Raw genomic sequence first — 15,648 nt, 5'->3', positions numbered from 1 at the left:
TCGAGCAACAATGAAAACGACTCTGGATGAACTGTTGGCCTTTACCTCGGTGGTCGACAGCGGTTCGATAACCGCCGCTGCGGAGCAGTTGGGTCAAACCGCTTCAGGCGTCAGCCGGGCGCTGAGTCGCCTGGAAGAAAAACTCGACGTCACCCTGCTGCACCGCACCACGCGGCGCTTGGAGCTGACCGAAGAAGGCCACGCGTTTGTGCAGCAAGCGCGGCGCATCGTCGCCAGCGTGGAGGAGGCCGAGGAGCAAATGGCGTTGCGCCGCCAACGTCCGGCAGGACGCTTGCGCGTGAACGCCGCCTCGCCTTTTATGCTGCACGTGATCGTGCCGCTGGTGCCGGGCTTTCGCGCGCTGTACCCGGACATCGAACTGGAACTGCACAGCAGCGACCAGATCATCGACCTGATCGAACAGCGCACCGATGTGGCGATTCGCATTGGCCCGCTGCGCGATTCCACGCTGCACGCGCGGCCGCTGGGAAGTAACCGTTTGCGCGTGCTCGCCAGCCCCGGCTATCTCGAACAATGGGGCGCACCGCAGACGGTGGAAGAACTGAGCGAGCGCAGCGTGCTGGGCTTCACCCAGCCGGAAACGCTAAACCAATGGCCGCTGCGCCACGCCTCGGGCCAGCATTGGCAGACGACGCCGACAGTCAAAGCGTCCAGCGGCGAGACGTTGCGGCAGTTGGCGATCGAGGGGGTGGGGTTGGTGTGCCTGGCCGATTTCATGACCCACGGCGACCGCGCCGAAGGGCGGCTGGTGCAGGTGCTAGAGGCGCATACCGTCGAGGTCCGCCAGCCCATTCACGCGGTGTACTACCGCAACACGGCGCTGGCCTCGCGCATCACCTGCTTTCTGGATTACGTCAGCGAACAGATGAAGTCGTAGCGTCTGGCTACACCGCCAGCTCGAGCAATTCGCCCCTCACCTGGCCGTCGGCGATGTGCAGAAAGCCAACGCTGATGGGCAGCTTGAACCGCCGGGATCCGGCGCTGCCCGGGTTGATGTAGAGCACCCCGTGCTGCTGTTTTTGCAGCGGCTTATGGGAATGGCCGGTGACTACCACGTCGATGCCGGCGGGCAATTGTTCGGGTACATCGGCCATTTCATGCACCACGTAAATGCCGACGCCGTCGATGCGCAGCACCGCATGGGTCGGCACGCTGCTGGCCCAGGTGTCGTCCTGGTCGTTATTACCGCGCACCACGGTCAGCGGCGCACGGTCGCGCAGGGCTTCGAGGATTTCCGCTTTGCCAATGTCGCCGGCGTGCACGATGCGGTCGCAGCCCTCAAGCGCGACCAGCGCCTCGGGACGCAGCAAACCGTGGGTGTCGGAAATCAGACCGATCTTCATGGGGCGTTTCCTCCTTCGGGCTAAGCCTTTGAAAACAGTGGGTTGTGACGACGAGTCGTTTTCGCCGCGTTTTGCTGACGTTTTCACGACAGTGCATGGCGCGCAGAGCGAGCCTACCGTCGCTGCCGGACCAGGCCTGTCATGTCCATTTGTTAGCGTCGGGCTTTCATTCTGGAGGATCGACGATGACATTCGCCCACACCGTATTCGCCGCCGCCGTTGCGCTGAGTCTGGCCGGCCCGGCCGCCGCTGCCACCGAGCTCAAGCACTGGCCTGCCGAGGCCGCCAAGCAGCTGGACGCCATGATTGCGGCGAACGCCAACAAGGGCAACTTCGCTGTCTTCGATATGGACAACACCAGCTACCGCTACGACTTGGAAGAATCGCTGCTGCCGTTCATGGAAAACAAGGGTGTGCTGACCCGCGAAAAGCTCGATCCGTCGCTGAAACTGATGCCCTTCAAAGACACCGCCGAGCATAAAGAAAGTCTGTTCAGCTACTACTACCGCCTGTGCGAGATCGACGACATGGTCTGCTACCCGTGGGTGGCGCAGGTGTTTTCCGGCTTCACGCTGAGCGAGCTCAAAGGCTACGTCGATGAGCTGATGGCCTCGAACAAACCGGTGCCGAGCACCTACTTCGAAGGCGATGTGGTGAAGACCATTGAGGTGCAGCCGCCGAAGGTATTCGCTGGCCAGGCTGAGCTGTACAACAAGCTGATGGAGAACGGCATCGAGGTGTACGTGATGACCGCCGCCTCGGAAGAGCTGGTGCGCATGGTCGCCTCGGACCCGGCGTACGGCTACAACGTCAAACCGCAGAACGTCATCGGCGTCAGCCTGCTGCTCAAAGACCCCAAAACCGGCGCACTGACCACCGCGCGCAAACAGATCACCGCTGGCACCTACGACGCCAAGGCCAATATGGGCCTGGAAGTTACGCCTTATTTGTGGACGCCCGCCACGTGGATGGCCGGCAAGCAGGCGGCCATTCTCACGTACATCGACGAATGGAAAAAACCGGTGCTGGTGGGGGGCGATACGCCGAGCAGCGATGGCTACATGCTGTTCCACAGCGTTGATGTGGCCAAAGGCGGCATCCACCTGTGGGTCAACCGCAAGGACAAATACATGGGCCAGATCAACGCCATGATGGCCAAACATGCAGCGGCGCAAGCCAAGGAAGGGTTGCCGGTGACGGCGGATAAAAATTGGGTGGTGGTGAAGCCGGAGGAGATTCAGTAAAACACCGTGAAAGCGGCTATCCCTAGCCCTTCGAGTGAGTAGAAAAGGGTTGGGAAGAGGGCCGCTCAATCGGTATTAGCCGGCCCTGCCAAGCGCGGTGGCCGGGTTCGCTACGGTTGCGGTTGGTCTAGCAGTTGCTGGAATGTCTTTAACGCCTCCTTCCGGCCAATAAGTATGTTAGCCAGTTCTTTCTGGTGCGCCGTATCACCACCACTCCAAGTTTCGCACAGCGCGCATATGGTTTCGTTTTTAACCGCTAACACGCGGTCGATGGAGGCTTTAAGTTCATCCTGACTGATGCCGCCGAATACGCCAGCGGCTGACGGGTTCATCAACGGATGGCGCAGGGTCGACAGTTCTTTCACGGTGTCTGGTGTGAACTTATCGCCTTTGGGACGGTTGTTAGCGCGGTATTCCAGCGCACCTCCGGTATCCACTCGGATAGCCTTCGTTCCATCGCTTAGAAGGTTGTCATTTTTTAAGCCTACGACGTCCCAATTAGCTAACCAGGCATCTGCCGCAAACCCTTCCTTAACCCCAGGCAGGTTGGCCAACTGTTTACTATCGAGCACATGTAAGCCTTCGATAAATTGAGTGGCTACTCCTGCCTTGCCATTCTGGTCGACCAATATAGCCGCAGGCACGTCGACTGCCGCTGCGTCATACAGTTTGTTGGCTAATATCTCGTTGTGCGCAAGTTCCGGTTTGGTTTGGATTTTTACGTACCACTTATAGCCGTTTGCATCCTGATAAACGCCGCCATCATTAGAGCCCAATGGGCCAGTGATTTTCTTCCAGCCAGAGTCGATGGTCATTGGCGGTATTACGGAAGGCGGACTATCTAGCGAGGCATCGAGCGATGCGGGAACGGGAGCAAAGCCCGAACTTGCCGGTGCATTAGTGGGCCAAGGCAGCACTTTATTTGCTATCGCCAAATCCATGTCGAATCGCTTACCCGAGGAGGCAGGCAAGTCGGTTTGGGCGAATACGTATTTGAAGTCTTTTGTAACGATGTCATACCCCTTGAACAGCAGGTCTAACGATTTATTACGGGCGTGCAGTACTTCTTGTTCCGCGGGGAATTTGCTGATTTTTGAAATATCGGCTCCCGGCTTGGAGAAAATAGTGGTTTGCGCGCTCACTCCGGGCTCCAAGTGTGTTCTGGCGATAGCCGCGATTCGTGATGTGGACATAAAACCTGGATCAACGACGGTACCGCCCTCTTTTAGCTTCGCATCCACCGGCATCGCTCGATGGTAGCGCTCTACCTTGTCGGGCGAGGAGTTCTTCAATTTGTTCATTGCCGAATCGATGTAAACAAGTAACGGATGATCCGGACGGCCATGGCGGAGTAAGTGGTTAATGGTGTAATTCATTCCTGTCGTATACCTGCCTATAGCCTCCAGCTCTTCACGAGTTAGGGTTGATGAATTTAATAAGGCGTCGGCGACCTTTTTATCCAGAGGAGCTTTTTTAAGCGTTTTATCGACGATAACTGAATCTGGGCTTGGCAATCTCGATCACCGGCACGCCATTGGCCGCGCTGGATACCGTGGCGCTGTTGCTGCGATCCAGCAGAATTTCCGCCGCCGCCCAACTCGGCACACCGGCCACCACCAGAGAAAGCGCGAGGTGTTTAAGCGAAAACGCGGGCGGTTTGGCCTCGACTGAACTAGCAGCCGGCGCCTGCCGCTGCCCAGGCTTACGTTGGGCCGTAGTGATTTCCGCGACGGGAATTAAAAAGCCCAAGGGCTTGCTGAAGATGAGGCGAAAGCAGTGTTTGTTCATGGCCGCGACCTGGAATAAAAGTCTGACCAGGCTATGTATCTGCTTTAGAGCTCGATGCAGGAAACGCCCTTATAAATCCCGGCAAGGTTTTATTCTTTCTGGACAACCAAGGGCTCTGCCAGTGCGAACGGTCTTGCTGCAAGAGCCGCCTAACGCAAAGGTGCGACGAAAACGGATCGACTATCGCGCGAATTGCCCAAGGGGCCATTCCGCGCGCATAAAAAACGCGGCCGAAGCCGCGCTTTACTTGCAGGGTTAACCGGCCGAATCACAGCCCGTCGAGCATGGCCTTGTTACGCACGGCGCCTTTGTCGGCACTGGTGGCCAGCAAGGCATAAGCCTTCAACGCAGTGGTCACTTTGCGTGGGCGTTTTTCCACAGGCTTCCAGCCTTTTTTGTCTTGCTCGTGGCGGCGGTGGGCGATTTCTTCGTCGGTTACCAGCAGGTTGATGCTGCGGTTGGGGATGTCGATCAGCACTTTGTCGCCGTCGCGCACCAGACCAATCGCACCGCCTGCAGCGGCTTCCGGCGAGGCGTGGCCGATGGACAGGCCCGAGGTGCCGCCCGAGAAACGACCGTCGGTGAGCAAGGCGCAGGCTTTGCCCAGGCCTTTGGATTTCAGGTACGAGGTCGGGTAGAGCATTTCCTGCATGCCCGGGCCGCCTTTCGGGCCTTCGTAGCGAATGATGACGATGTCGCCTTCTTTCACTTCGTCGGCGAGGATGCCGCGCACGGCGCTGTCTTGGCTTTCGAAGATTTTCGCGTTGCCTTCGAACACATGAATCGACTCATCGACGCCGGCGGTTTTCACCACGCAGCCGTCCAGGGCAATGTTGCCGTACAGCACGGCCAGGCCGCCTTCTTGCGAATAGGCGTGCTCGAAGCTGCGGATGCAGCCGTTTTCACGGTCGTCGTCCAGGGTTTCCCAACGGGTCGACTGGCTGAACGCGGTTTGGGTGGGGATGCCCGCCGGGCCGGCTTTGAAGAAGTGGTGCACGGCTTCATCGTCGGTCTGGGTGATGTCCCACTTGGCGATGGCTTCGGCCATGGACTTGCTGTGCACGGTCGGCAGGTCGGTGTGCAGCAGGCCGCCACGGGCCAGCGAACCGAGAATGCTGAAGATGCCGCCGGCGCGGTGCACGTCTTCCATGTGGTACTTCTGGATGTTCGGCGCCACTTTGCACAGCTGCGGAACCAGGCGCGAAAGACGGTCGATATCGCGCAGGTCGAAATCGATTTCGGCTTCCTGGGCAGCGGCCAGCAGGTGAAGGATGGTGTTGGTCGAGCCGCCCATGGCGATGTCTAGCATCATGGCGTTTTCGAAGGCTTTGAAGTTGGCGATGTTGCGCGGCAGAACCGATTCGTCGCCTTCGCCGTAGTAGCGCTTGCACAGCTCGACCACGGTGCGGCCGGCTTGCAGGAACAGCTGCTCGCGGTCGCTGTGGGTGGCGAGCGTGGAGCCGTTGCCCGGCAGGGCCAGGCCCAGGGCTTCGGTCAGGCAGTTCATCGAGTTGGCGGTAAACATGCCGGAGCACGAGCCGCACGTTGGGCAGGCGCTGCGCTCGTATTCGGCGACTTTTTCGTCGGAGGCGCTGGAGTCGGCGGCGATCACCATGGCGTCGACCAGGTCCAGGCCATGGCTGGCGAGCTTGGTTTTGCCCGCTTCCATCGGACCACCGGAAACGAAGATCACCGGAATGTTCAGGCGCAAGGCGGCCATCAGCATGCCGGGGGTGATTTTGTCGCAGTTGGAAATGCAGACGATGGCGTCGGCGCAGTGGGCGTTGACCATGTACTCGACGGAGTCGGCAATGATCTCGCGGCTTGGCAGCGAATAGAGCATGCCGTCGTGGCCCATGGCGATGCCGTCGTCCACGGCGATGGTGTTGAATTCTTTGGCCACGCCGCCGGCTTTTTCGATTTCGCGGGCGACCAGTTGGCCGAGGTCCTTCAGGTGCACGTGGCCGGGCACGAATTGGGTGAAGGAGTTGGCGATGGCGATGATCGGCTTTTTGAAATCTTCGTCTTTCATCCCGGTGGCACGCCACAGGGCGCGGGCGCCGGCCATGTTGCGACCGTGGGTAGACGTTTTTGAGCGGTAATCAGGCATGACGTGTTCCTGCGGCTAATCAGGTGTCTGTTTATTTACGTGTGTGAGCAGAGCCTGGGGCAACGGCAGATGGCCGCGCGGTCGGGGCAGGCCGCAATTCGAAACGGGGTCACCGCTCGTGCGGCCGGGGCTCATAAGCCCGCCGGGGATGGTTGGCGAGGAATGGCTCGATTCTACGCCGCAGACAGCGGGGGAGGAAAGGCTGGCGGTCTGGATCGGCGTTCGCAGCCATCGCGGCTAAAGCCGCTCCCACAGACGGAGGCGGGCGCTTTAGCCGCGATCTGCCTCAACGTCTTAAGCGTTCGGCAGCAGCCGGCAGGTCAGGCTCTTGATGTAGCGGGTTTCGGCAATGGCCATGTGCACCGGGTGATCCGGGCCTTGGGCGCCGCGCTCGAGCATGATGATGTTGCGATCCAGGTGACGGGCGCTCTGCAGCAGAATGTTCTGCAGATTGTCTTCTTCCAGGTGCATGGAGCACGAGGCGCTGACGAGGATGCCGTCCTTGCTGAGCAGGCGCATGGCCATTTCGTTCAGGCGGCGGTAGCCAGCTTCACCGTTTTTGATGTCTTTCTTGCGTTTGATGAAAGCCGGCGGGTCGCAGACGACCACATCGAAACGCTCTTCCGACGACTTCAGCTCTTTCAGCGCGGCGAACACATCGCCTTCGATGCAGGTGACTTTTTCGGCCACGCCATTAAGGGTGGCGTTGCGCTCTACACCGTCCAGGGCGGTTGCCGAAGCATCGACGCAGAACACTTCGCTGGCGCCGAACGCCGCCGCTTGCACGCCCCAGCCGCCGATGTAGCTGAACAGGTCGAGCACGCGTTTGCCGTTAACGTACGGCGCCAGACGCGCGCGATTCATGCGGTGGTCGTAGAACCAGCCAGTTTTCTGGCCTTCGATTACGGGCGCTTCGAACTTCACGCCGTTCTCTTCCAGCGCCACCCATTCCGGCACTACGCCAAACGGCGTTTCCACGTAACGCGGCAGGCCTTCGGCATCGCGGGCGGCGGAGTCGTTTTTGAACAGCACGCCGCGCGGTTGCAGCACTTGCACCAGAGCGGCGAGCACGTCGTCTTTATGACGCTCCATGGTCGGCGAGCTGATTTGCACCACCAGAATGTCGAAGAAGCGGTCCACTACCAGGCCCGGCAGCAAATCGGAGTCGCCGTATACCAGGCGGTAGCACGGCTGGTCGAACAGGCGCTCGCGCAGCGACAAGGCCACGTTGATGCGGTGCACCAGCAGCGATTTATCCAGTTCGTGTTTGGTGTCGCGTGACAGCAGGCGCGCGCAGATCAGGTTGTTGGGGCTGATGCCCACAACGCCCAGCGGCTTGCCACCGGCGGCTTCGAGAATGGCTTGGTCGCCTGCCTGAAAGCCGGAAAGCGGCGTGGCGGCGACATCGATTTCATTGCTGTAAACCCACAAATGCCCGGCGCGCAGACGGCGATCGGCATTGGCTTTTAGGCGCAGGCTGGGCAGGGACATGGGGGCGCTCTCCGAAAAAAGAGCGGGAGTATAGCCCAGCAGGCCAGGCCTTAGGGCGCTGTAGGAGCGAGCTTGCTCGCGAATCCTGGAAACCGCGCTCTAAGGGTAGACCGGCGTTTTCAGGGTTCGCGACCAAGGTCGCTCCTACGGGAACGGCGTTTACGCCGCCAGGGTTTCAATCAGCTTTTTGCTAAACGCCGGAATGTCGTCCGGCTTGCGGCTGCTGATAAAGGTGCCGTCCTGCACCACTTCTTCATCAACCCACTTGCCGCCCGCATTGGTGATGTCGTCTTTGAGCGAGGGCCAGCTGGTCATGGTGCGGCCTTTGACCAACCCTGTGGACACCAGCAGCCAGGCGCCGTGGCAGATCACGGCGATGGGGATTTCCTTCTGCGCCGCTTGCACCACCAGGCTTTGCGCTTCGGGAATGGTGCGGATGGTGTCGGAGTTCATCACGCCGCCCGGCAGCACCAAGGCGTGGTAGTCGTCGATGTTGGCCGCTTCGAAGGTTTTGCTCACGGGAAAGTCATCGGCGGGCTTGTCGTGGTTCCAGCCTTTCACTTGCCCGGTGCTCTTGGACAGAATGTCCACCGTCGCGCCGGCTTGTTCCAATGCTTCTTTTGGGCCGGTCAGCTCAACCTGTTCGAAACCGTCGGTCACCAGAAGGGCAACACGCTTACCTTGCAGAGAGGTGGTCATGGCAGCTCCTTTAATTTTGTGGAAGGTGTATTTCCGAGGGCGCTGGCGAAGGGAAAGTTCAGGCTGTTTGCTCCAGACGAGCGGCGCTGGCCGCTCGCCCGCGCCGTTGTTGATATCTTTCCGTCTGTCGGTGTTTTCCTACGTTGGTGAGGGTTACGTCTGCGAAGTTGGCGGTTAGACTGTGTAACTCGTCACGCTACTAGCCCGTGCAGTCATGGCCCACGAACTCTCCGCCGAACAAATCCAGAAAGTCCTGCAAGGCATCAGCGTACCGCCGCAGCCTCAGATCATGGTCGACCTGCAAATGGAGCAGGTGATGCCGCACCCGGATCTGAAAAGCATCGCCAAGCTGATCAGCCAGGACCCCGGCTTGTCTGGCGCCTTGCTGAAAATCGTCAATTCGCCGTTTTTTGGCCTATCGAACCGCATCGCCTCGATTCAGCAGGCGGTCAATTTGCTGGGCTGCAACACGGTCATCAACTTGATCAACGCGCAGTCGATCAAAGGCGAAATGACGGACGAGGCCATCGTCACCCTCAACCGCTTCTGGGACACCGCGCAAGACGTGGCCATGACCTGCCTCACGCTGGCCAAGCGCATCGGCTACCAGGCGGCCGACGAGGCCTACACCCTGGGCCTGTTCCACAACTGCGGCATTCCGCTGATGATCAAACGCTTTCCTCACTACATGACCGTGTTGGAAGAGGCGTATGCCAGTGCCACGGCGGAGCGGCGCATCGTCGACACGGAAAATCGCGTGCTCAATACCAACCACGCCGTGGTTGGTTACTTCACCGCCAAGTCGTGGAATTTGCCGTTGCACCTGTGCGACGCCATCGCCAACCACCACAACGCGCTGTCGATTTTTACCGACGATTCGGTGCGTGATGCGCAGCTGAAAACGCTGTTGGCGATTTTGAAAATGTCTGAGCACATCTGCGAAAGTCACCGCGTGCTGGGGAACCAGACCGACGATTACGAATGGCAAAGCATCGAGCAACTGGTGCTGGAGTACGTCGGCCTGTCTGAGTACGACTTCCAGACGCTTAAAGAAAGCATCCGCGATCTGAGCATGCACTGAGCCTCGGCGCCGCAGCCGAGCTTTGCTAAGGTGCTCTCCCTCTTTTTTCTGACCTGGCGTCACGCCTGAGCGAACCCATGCCTGAGTTGCCCGAAGTCGAAACCACGCGTCGCGGCATTGCGCCGTATCTGGAAGGTCAACGCGTGAGCCGCGTGATTGTGCGCGACCGTCGCCTGCGCTGGCCGATTCCGGAAGACCTCGATGTGCGCCTGTCTGGCCAGCGCATCGAAAGCGTAACGCGGCGGGCCAAGTACCTGCTGCTGACGGCAGAGGCAGGCACCTTGATCAGCCATTTGGGGATGTCGGGCAACTTGCGCCTGGTGCCCATCGATACGCCGGTGGCCAAGCACGAACACGTCGATATTGAACTGGAGTCCGGCCTGGCGCTGCGCTACACCGATCCGCGCCGGTTCGGTGCGATGCTCTGGAGCACTGAGCCGCTGCTGCATGAGTTGCTGGTGAAGCTGGGGCCGGAGCCGCTGACCGAGCTGTTCGACGGCGACCGCCTGTTCAAGCTCTCGCGCGGCAAAAGCATGGCGGTGAAGCCGTTCATCATGGACAACGCCGTGGTAGTGGGGGTCGGCAATATTTACGCGACCGAAGCGTTGTTCGCTGCGGGCATCGATCCGCGACGTGAAGCCGGGTCTATCTCCCGCGCGCGGTATCTGGAGCTGTCGCTGCAGATCAAACGCATCCTCGCCCACGCCATCGAGCGCGGCGGCACCACGCTGCGCGACTTCGTCGGCGGCGACGGTCAGCCGGGTTATTTCCAGCAGGAATTGTTCGCTTACGGGCGAGGCGGCGAGTTCTGCAAAACCTGCGGCACCACGTTGCGTGAAGTGAAACTCGGACAGCGCGCCAGCGTGTACTGCCCACGGTGTCAGCGCTGATACAACGGTGAAAAAGCAGCGTGCTTGAGCGCGCTGTTTGCAGGGCGTGTGTAAGCGCACAGTTACAGGCGGTTTTTCGCTCGCCAATTGCCCTGCAAAACCCGCAGAATGCGATCTCCAGCGCTTGACGGCCGTCACGCTGACAATTTCCGGGGCGCTGTTATAGTTACAGCCACCGCACTTTGAATCGATGAAGGACCGCACTCATGAACCTGTTCCGCTCAACCGCTGTCGTCCTGGCGCTGACCACTGGCTTCCTGGCACTGCCGGTGATGGCAAATGGGTCGGGTCCTAGCAACCAGAGCGGCGACCCTGCTTATGACGTTCAGGCGCCGCCTGCCTGGGCGATGATGGGCGACTTGATCGTTGCGCGTCCGTTGCTGATCGCCGCCACCATCATTGGCGCCGGCGCCTTCGTTATCAGCCTGCCGTTCACTGCCGCTGGCGGTAACGTCGGCGAAGCGGGCAAGGCGCTGGTGGTTGATCCGGGCCGTGAAGCCTTCGTGCGCTGCCTGGGCTGCACCGAAAGCGGGTACAAACGCCCCGAGCAGCAATAAACCGCCACGCTCAGCGGCATAAAAAAAGCCGGTCCATGTGACCGGCTTTTTTGTGCCCGCGTTTCGCCTCGCAAGGTATCGCTAGGGCTTGGCGCCCATCGACAACTTCGCCTGGCCAATGCCGCGAGGGTCGCTCGCCGCTTCCACCGTGCGGCTGTCTTTATTCCACAGCAGCACTTGCTGGTTGCCGTAAGGCCGCGCCACCGGTTTGGGCGTGTAGCCGCGCGCTTGCAGGGCGTCGAGTTCGGCGGCCGTGAAGGCGTTGGGTTCGTACTCGACCACGTCGGGCAGGTACTGGTGGTGATAACGCGGAGCCGCTGGCCAGCTCGCCACCGGTTGGCCGTCGAGGTATTGCAGCATCGCTAGCAACACCATGCTCGGAATGCGGCTGCCGCCCGGTGTGCCGAATGCGCTGAATTGCGTGGGGCTTTCTATAAAGCTTGGGCTCATGCTCGACAGCGGTCGTTTGCCGGCGGCGACGGCATTGGCCTGGCTGCCGCTCAGGCCATAGGCGTTGGCGCCCTGCACGTTGGCGGCGAAGTCATCCATTTCGTCATTGAGCAACACGCCCGTGCCTGGCGGGGTGAAGGCCGCGCCGAAGGGCAGGTTCACCGACAGCGTGGCGGACACCGCGTTGCCCGCAGCATCCAGCACCACAAAGTGCGTGGTGTGGTTGCCTTCTTTCCAGGCGGGCGACGGCGGCAGGGCGCTGCTGGGCGTGGCTTTTTGCGGGTCGATGCCGCTGGCCAGCTGCTTCAAGTAGGCAGGGTCAAGCAGCTTGGCGATTGGGTTGGCGATAAAGTCCGGGTCGCCCAATAGACCGCGATCTCGATAGGCGCGGCGCAGCACTTCAATCACATAGTGCGCGCGCTGCAATTTGTCGGCCTCGCGCCACGGCAGCTGCTGCAGCATCGCCAGGCTTTGCGCCAGGGCGATGCCGCCGGCCGAAGGGGGCGGGGCGCTTATTAGCTCGCGTCCATCCTGTAACGGATAACGCAGCGGCTGGCGCTCCACCACCTCGTATTGCTCAAGGTCGGCGAGGGTCCAGATGCCGCCAGCGGCGCGGACACCGTCGACCAATTGTTGCGCCGTATCGCCGCTATAGAAGCCGGGTTTGCCGTAGCGCCCAAGCCGCTCCAGGGTGTTGGCCAGCTCGGGTTGGCGCAGCAGGGCGAGCGCTTCGGGAATTTCACCCTTGTCGTCGAGAAATAGCCGCGCCGTTTCCGGGTTATCCCGCAGCGCAGACAACCGCCACTGGGCGCGTTCACGGTACACGGGGTCGATGGAGAAACCGTCACGGGCCAAGCGAATGGCCGGGGCCAGGGAATCCATCAGCGGTAAGCGGCCGTATTTGCTCGCCAGCTCTACGAGCGCTGCGGGCAAGCCGGGAATCGCGGCGGCGAGGCTGCCGTCGAGCGATAGCTTCGGGTCTATTTTGCCGTCACGCTTGTACAGGTCGGCATGGGCTGCGAGCGGCGCGCGCTCGCGGGCGTCGAGGAAGCGGTACTGAGGTTGGTCGCCGGCTTGGCGCAACAGAAAGAAACCGCCGCCGCCCAAGCCCGAGCTGTAAGGCTCGACCACCGCCAATGCGGCGCTGACGGCGATGGCAGCGTCGAAGGCGTTGCCGCCGGCGGCCAGTGTTTCGAGGCCGGCGATGGTTGCGGCAGGGTGCGCGCTGGAGATGGCTGCCTGATTCGGCAGCGTCGTCGCGCTGGCGCTGAATACGACAAGAAGCAGCCAGGCCGCCAAAACAGCCTTGGTTGAGAAGGAGCTGAATCGGCGGCAGCGGTGCATGGCGTTACGCTTTCCCTGTGAGGTTTCGATACTTCTGCATCAACTCATCCTTGCTCTCGACGTTGTTTTCATCGAGCGGGATGCAGTCGACGGGGCACACCTGCTGGCACTGCGGCTCGTCGTAGTGGCCGACGCATTCGGTGCACAGGTTGGGGTCGATTACGTAGATTTCTTCACCCTGCGAAATGGCGGCGTTTGGGCACTCGGGCTCGCAAACGTCACAGTTGATGCAGTCGTCGGTGATGATTAAAGACATGAAACACAACTCCTGCCGCAGCTTACGGCCACGGCATGTTCGGACAGCGGAGCGCAAATTGTGCCGGATTGTCGGGGGAGGCGCCAATCGGCATGAGGCGGCTGGGCGATGAATGCCCAGCCGCAGCTGACGCTCCCACGCAAACCGCGCAGGTGACAGAGGCGTTTAGCGCTTGAAGCGTTCCAGCAATGCCTCGGCCACCGCAGGGTGAACGAATTTGCTGATGTCGCCGCCCAGGTTGGCGATTTCGCGCACCAGGGTGGAGGAAATGAAGGAGTACTTCTCGGACGGCGTAAGGAACAGGCTTTCCACGTCCGGCACCAGTTGGCGGTTCATGTTCGCCAGTTGGAATTCGTATTCGAAGTCGGACACCGCGCGCAGGCCACGCAGGAAAATATTGGCGCCCTGCTCCTTAGCAAAGTGAGCCAGCAGCGTGGAAAAGCCCACCACTTCCACATTGGGAAGGTGCTTGGTGACTTCACGGGCCAGTTCGACGCGTTGCTCCAGCGGGAACAGCGGGTTCTTCTTGGGGCTGGCCGCGACGGCGATAACCACTTGATCGAACAGGCGCGAGGCGCGTTCAACGAGGTCGCCGTGACCCTTGGTAATGGGGTCAAAGGTACCGGGGTACAACACTCGATTCATCGTGACGTCCTGGCGCAGGCCATAGGGGAGTCGGATGGTAGCGCAGCAACCCCCGTGGGCCAAGTCATCGGCGCGTTGGGGCGTAGGATTAATCCTGCGCCCCTAGTCTCATGCGCTTTTCAGGCGATCAGCCAATTGCGTGGCGAGTTGCGCCGTGAGGCCGTACACCGACAACTGCGGGTTCGCGCCGATGCTGGTGGGGAACAGCGAACCGTCGTGAATCGACAAATTGCGCAGTTGGTGATGGCGCCCGAGGCTGTCGGTGACCGCCTGCGTTGGGTCTTCGCCCATGGCGCAACCGCCCATGACGTGAGCGCTGCCCAGGCGGGTTCGGTAGATCTCCATGCTCAGGCCATCGATCAGGCTTTTCGCCTCGCCGATGGTTTTCACGTAGTCGGCGTCGGCGTGCAGTGGCAGCACGCTTTTCGCCCCGGCGGCGAACTGGATGTCGGCCATGGTGTGGAAGGCGCGGCGAATGCCGTCCCAGGTGTAATCGGTCATTTGGTAGTCAAGCACCGGGCTGCCGTCGCTACGCAACTCCACCGTGCCAGTGGCGCTGTCCGGATGGAAACCGTCGCGCAACAAGGCGAGCATGGCGTTGGTGTGCGGCAGTTGCTCCATGCGCATGGCGTTGTCGATGCCGAAGCGTCCGAGCAGCGTGGCGGTAAGCGCCGGTTGCATGGGCGGCACTTCGAGCTTGAACGACATGCGCCCGGTGGTGCCGTCGTCCCACTGGAAGTGGTCGGAATAAATAGACTGTGGCGCGCCGTAAAACGGGTTTACCACCTGGTCGAACTGCGCGGCGGAGAAGTTCACCACATGAATAAAGGTGCGTTTGCCCGCGCGGTTGTGCGGGTCGGGCGCTTTCGAACGCAGCAAAATCGCCGGCGTGTTGATGCCGCCGCCGGACAAAATGTAGTGTTTGGCTTTCACCGTGACGGTGCGGCCGGTGGGCGCCACGCAACGGTCATCCATGGCTTGGCATTGAATGCCGGTGACCTTGTCACCCTCGATCAGCAACTTGTCGGCGCGGGCCAAGTAAAGCAATTCGCCGCCTTTTTCCAACGTGGCCGGAATGGTGGTGACCAGCATCGATTGCTTGGCATTGGTTGGGCAGCCCATGCCGCAGTAGCCGAGGTTCCAGCAGCCGCGCACGTTGCGGGGAATGACTTTCCAGTGATAACCGAGCTTCTCGCAGCCGGCGCGCAGCACGTCGTTGTTGGCATTGGGCGGCATGATCCAGGGCGCTACACCGAGGCGTTGTTCCATTTTTTCAAACCAGGGCGCCATCTCGGCTGCGCTATGGCCTTTGACGTTGTGCTCTTTGGCCCAGTGATCGAGGGTCGGCTCGGGCGTGCGAAAGCTCGACGTCCAGTTCACCAGCGTGGTGCCGCCCACCGCTCGGCCTTGCATGATGGTGATGGCGCCGTCTTTGCTCATGCGCCCGATGCCTTCCTGATACAGCGCTGGGTAAGCCTCGGCCTCCTGCATTTTGAAGTCGCTGCTGGTTTTCAGCGGGCCCTCTTCAATCAGCAGCACCTTGTAACCGGCCGCGCTGAGAATTTCGGCCGTGGTGCCGCCGCCCGCGCCGGTGCCAACGATGGCCACGTCGGCTTCCAGGGTCAGGTCCTGTTCCAGGCGCGAGCCGTTATAGGTTTTCCAGCCGCGGCTCAGGCCTTCGGCAAACAGATCGGGTACGGGCATGCAGGCGGTTCTCGGTTAAGTCTTC

The 15,648-nt window shown here is 60.8% G+C and carries 15 protein-coding genes; 5 read left to right on the top strand and 10 right to left on the bottom strand.

Annotated features, from left to right (window positions below):
* Positions 1-10 precede the first annotated feature (10 nt).
* A complete protein-coding gene (locus tag AC0IW7_RS08090; RefSeq protein WP_471816968.1) occupies positions 11-898 on the top strand; it encodes a LysR substrate-binding domain-containing protein in 888 nt (295 codons plus the stop codon).
* Between the two features lie 7 nt (positions 899-905).
* Here the strand turns inward: AC0IW7_RS08090 and AC0IW7_RS08085 are convergent, their stop codons facing one another.
* A complete protein-coding gene (locus AC0IW7_RS08085) occupies positions 906-1,364 on the bottom strand; it encodes a metallophosphoesterase family protein (protein WP_471816966.1) in 459 nt (152 codons plus the stop codon).
* Between the two features lie 185 nt (positions 1,365-1,549).
* Between AC0IW7_RS08085 and AC0IW7_RS08080 the strand changes: the two genes are divergently transcribed.
* Positions 1,550-2,608, top strand: coding sequence for a haloacid dehalogenase-like hydrolase (locus tag AC0IW7_RS08080; RefSeq protein WP_471816964.1), 1,059 nt, complete (start codon positions 1,550-1,552; stop codon positions 2,606-2,608).
* 110 nt (positions 2,609-2,718) lie between these two features.
* On the opposite strand, the gene AC0IW7_RS08075 is transcribed toward AC0IW7_RS08080, so the two are convergent.
* From AC0IW7_RS08075 to AC0IW7_RS08055, 5 genes are all read right to left on the bottom strand, one after another.
* Positions 2,719-4,122 (bottom strand): ADP-ribosyltransferase, encoded by a 1,404-nt coding sequence (locus AC0IW7_RS08075; protein WP_471816962.1) that lies wholly within the window; start codon positions 4,120-4,122, stop codon positions 2,719-2,721.
* The gene (locus tag AC0IW7_RS08070) at positions 4,091-4,396 is read right to left on the bottom strand and encodes an ESPR-type extended signal peptide-containing protein (protein ID WP_471816960.1); all 306 of its coding nucleotides are present in this window, start codon (positions 4,394-4,396) and stop codon (positions 4,091-4,093) included. Before AC0IW7_RS08070 ends, AC0IW7_RS08075 begins: the two co-directional genes overlap by 32 nt.
* 268 nt (positions 4,397-4,664) lie before the next feature.
* Complete coding sequence (gene ilvD, locus AC0IW7_RS08065; RefSeq protein ID WP_471816958.1) at positions 4,665-6,506, bottom strand: dihydroxy-acid dehydratase; 1,842 nt, start codon at positions 6,504-6,506, stop codon at positions 4,665-4,667.
* Between the two features lie 294 nt (positions 6,507-6,800).
* Positions 6,801-7,997, bottom strand: a complete 1,197-nt coding sequence (locus AC0IW7_RS08060; RefSeq protein ID WP_471816956.1) for a class I SAM-dependent rRNA methyltransferase — start codon at positions 7,995-7,997, stop codon at positions 6,801-6,803.
* A 159-nt stretch (positions 7,998-8,156) separates the two neighbouring features.
* The gene (locus tag AC0IW7_RS08055; RefSeq protein WP_471816954.1) at positions 8,157-8,696 is read right to left on the bottom strand and encodes a type 1 glutamine amidotransferase domain-containing protein; all 540 of its coding nucleotides are present in this window, start codon (positions 8,694-8,696) and stop codon (positions 8,157-8,159) included.
* Positions 8,697-8,910: 214 nt separating this feature from the next.
* On the opposite strand from AC0IW7_RS08055, the gene AC0IW7_RS08050 reads away from it, so the two are divergent.
* The 3 genes from AC0IW7_RS08050 (at position 8,911) to AC0IW7_RS08040 (ending at position 11,224) form a co-directional block, all read left to right on the top strand.
* Positions 8,911-9,777, top strand: coding sequence for an HDOD domain-containing protein (locus AC0IW7_RS08050; protein ID WP_463550926.1), 867 nt, complete (start codon positions 8,911-8,913; stop codon positions 9,775-9,777).
* Positions 9,778-9,854: 77 nt separating this feature from the next.
* A complete protein-coding gene (mutM, locus tag AC0IW7_RS08045; RefSeq protein ID WP_122492147.1) occupies positions 9,855-10,667 on the top strand; it encodes a bifunctional DNA-formamidopyrimidine glycosylase/DNA-(apurinic or apyrimidinic site) lyase in 813 nt (270 codons plus the stop codon).
* A gap of 206 nt (positions 10,668-10,873) precedes the next feature.
* Positions 10,874-11,224, top strand: coding sequence for a multidrug transporter (locus AC0IW7_RS08040; RefSeq protein ID WP_122492146.1), 351 nt, complete (start codon positions 10,874-10,876; stop codon positions 11,222-11,224).
* An 81-nt stretch (positions 11,225-11,305) separates the two neighbouring features.
* On the opposite strand, the gene ggt is transcribed toward AC0IW7_RS08040, so the two are convergent.
* The 4 genes from ggt to AC0IW7_RS08020 form a co-directional block, all read right to left on the bottom strand.
* A complete protein-coding gene (gene ggt / locus AC0IW7_RS08035; RefSeq protein ID WP_471816952.1) occupies positions 11,306-13,018 on the bottom strand; it encodes a gamma-glutamyltransferase in 1,713 nt (570 codons plus the stop codon).
* 4 nt (positions 13,019-13,022) lie between these two features.
* Complete coding sequence (locus tag AC0IW7_RS08030; protein WP_471816950.1) at positions 13,023-13,274, bottom strand: YfhL family 4Fe-4S dicluster ferredoxin; 252 nt, start codon at positions 13,272-13,274, stop codon at positions 13,023-13,025.
* A gap of 165 nt (positions 13,275-13,439) precedes the next feature.
* Positions 13,440-13,919: a pantetheine-phosphate adenylyltransferase gene (gene coaD, locus AC0IW7_RS08025; RefSeq protein ID WP_122492143.1), complete on the bottom strand. Its 480-nt coding sequence runs from the start codon at positions 13,917-13,919 to the stop codon at positions 13,440-13,442.
* A gap of 108 nt (positions 13,920-14,027) precedes the next feature.
* Positions 14,028-15,623, bottom strand: coding sequence for a GMC family oxidoreductase (locus AC0IW7_RS08020; protein ID WP_471816948.1), 1,596 nt, complete (start codon positions 15,621-15,623; stop codon positions 14,028-14,030).
* Between the last annotated feature and the right edge of the window lie 25 nt (positions 15,624-15,648).

Source organism: Pseudomonas sp. AC229 (assembly GCF_979254655.1).
The sequence above is the reverse complement of the archived record's forward strand: the minus strand, read 5'-3'. Positions and strand labels throughout refer to the sequence as shown.

Coding starts and splice junctions, on each gene's coding strand:
- AC0IW7_RS08055 (WP_471816954.1), bottom strand. CDS start 8,696: ATGACCACCTCTCTGCAAGGTAAGCGTGTTGCCCTTCTGGTGACCGAC.
- coaD (WP_122492143.1), bottom strand. CDS start 13,919: ATGAATCGAGTGTTGTACCCCGGTACCTTTGACCCCATTACCAAGGGT.
- AC0IW7_RS08030 (WP_471816950.1), bottom strand. CDS start 13,274: ATGTCTTTAATCATCACCGACGACTGCATCAACTGTGACGTTTGCGAG.
- ggt (WP_471816952.1), bottom strand. CDS start 13,018: ATGCACCGCTGCCGCCGATTCAGCTCCTTCTCAACCAAGGCTGTTTTG.
- AC0IW7_RS08080 (WP_471816964.1), top strand. CDS start 1,550: ATGACATTCGCCCACACCGTATTCGCCGCCGCCGTTGCGCTGAGTCTG.
- AC0IW7_RS08085 (WP_471816966.1), bottom strand. CDS start 1,364: ATGAAGATCGGTCTGATTTCCGACACCCACGGTTTGCTGCGTCCCGAG.
- AC0IW7_RS08020 (WP_471816948.1), bottom strand. CDS start 15,623: ATGCCCGTACCCGATCTGTTTGCCGAAGGCCTGAGCCGCGGCTGGAAA.
- AC0IW7_RS08070 (WP_471816960.1), bottom strand. CDS start 4,396: ATGAACAAACACTGCTTTCGCCTCATCTTCAGCAAGCCCTTGGGCTTT.
- AC0IW7_RS08060 (WP_471816956.1), bottom strand. CDS start 7,997: ATGTCCCTGCCCAGCCTGCGCCTAAAAGCCAATGCCGATCGCCGTCTG.
- AC0IW7_RS08090 (WP_471816968.1), top strand. CDS start 11: ATGAAAACGACTCTGGATGAACTGTTGGCCTTTACCTCGGTGGTCGAC.
- ilvD (WP_471816958.1), bottom strand. CDS start 6,506: ATGCCTGATTACCGCTCAAAAACGTCTACCCACGGTCGCAACATGGCC.
- AC0IW7_RS08050 (WP_463550926.1), top strand. CDS start 8,911: ATGGCCCACGAACTCTCCGCCGAACAAATCCAGAAAGTCCTGCAAGGC.
- AC0IW7_RS08040 (WP_122492146.1), top strand. CDS start 10,874: ATGAACCTGTTCCGCTCAACCGCTGTCGTCCTGGCGCTGACCACTGGC.
- mutM (WP_122492147.1), top strand. CDS start 9,855: ATGCCTGAGTTGCCCGAAGTCGAAACCACGCGTCGCGGCATTGCGCCG.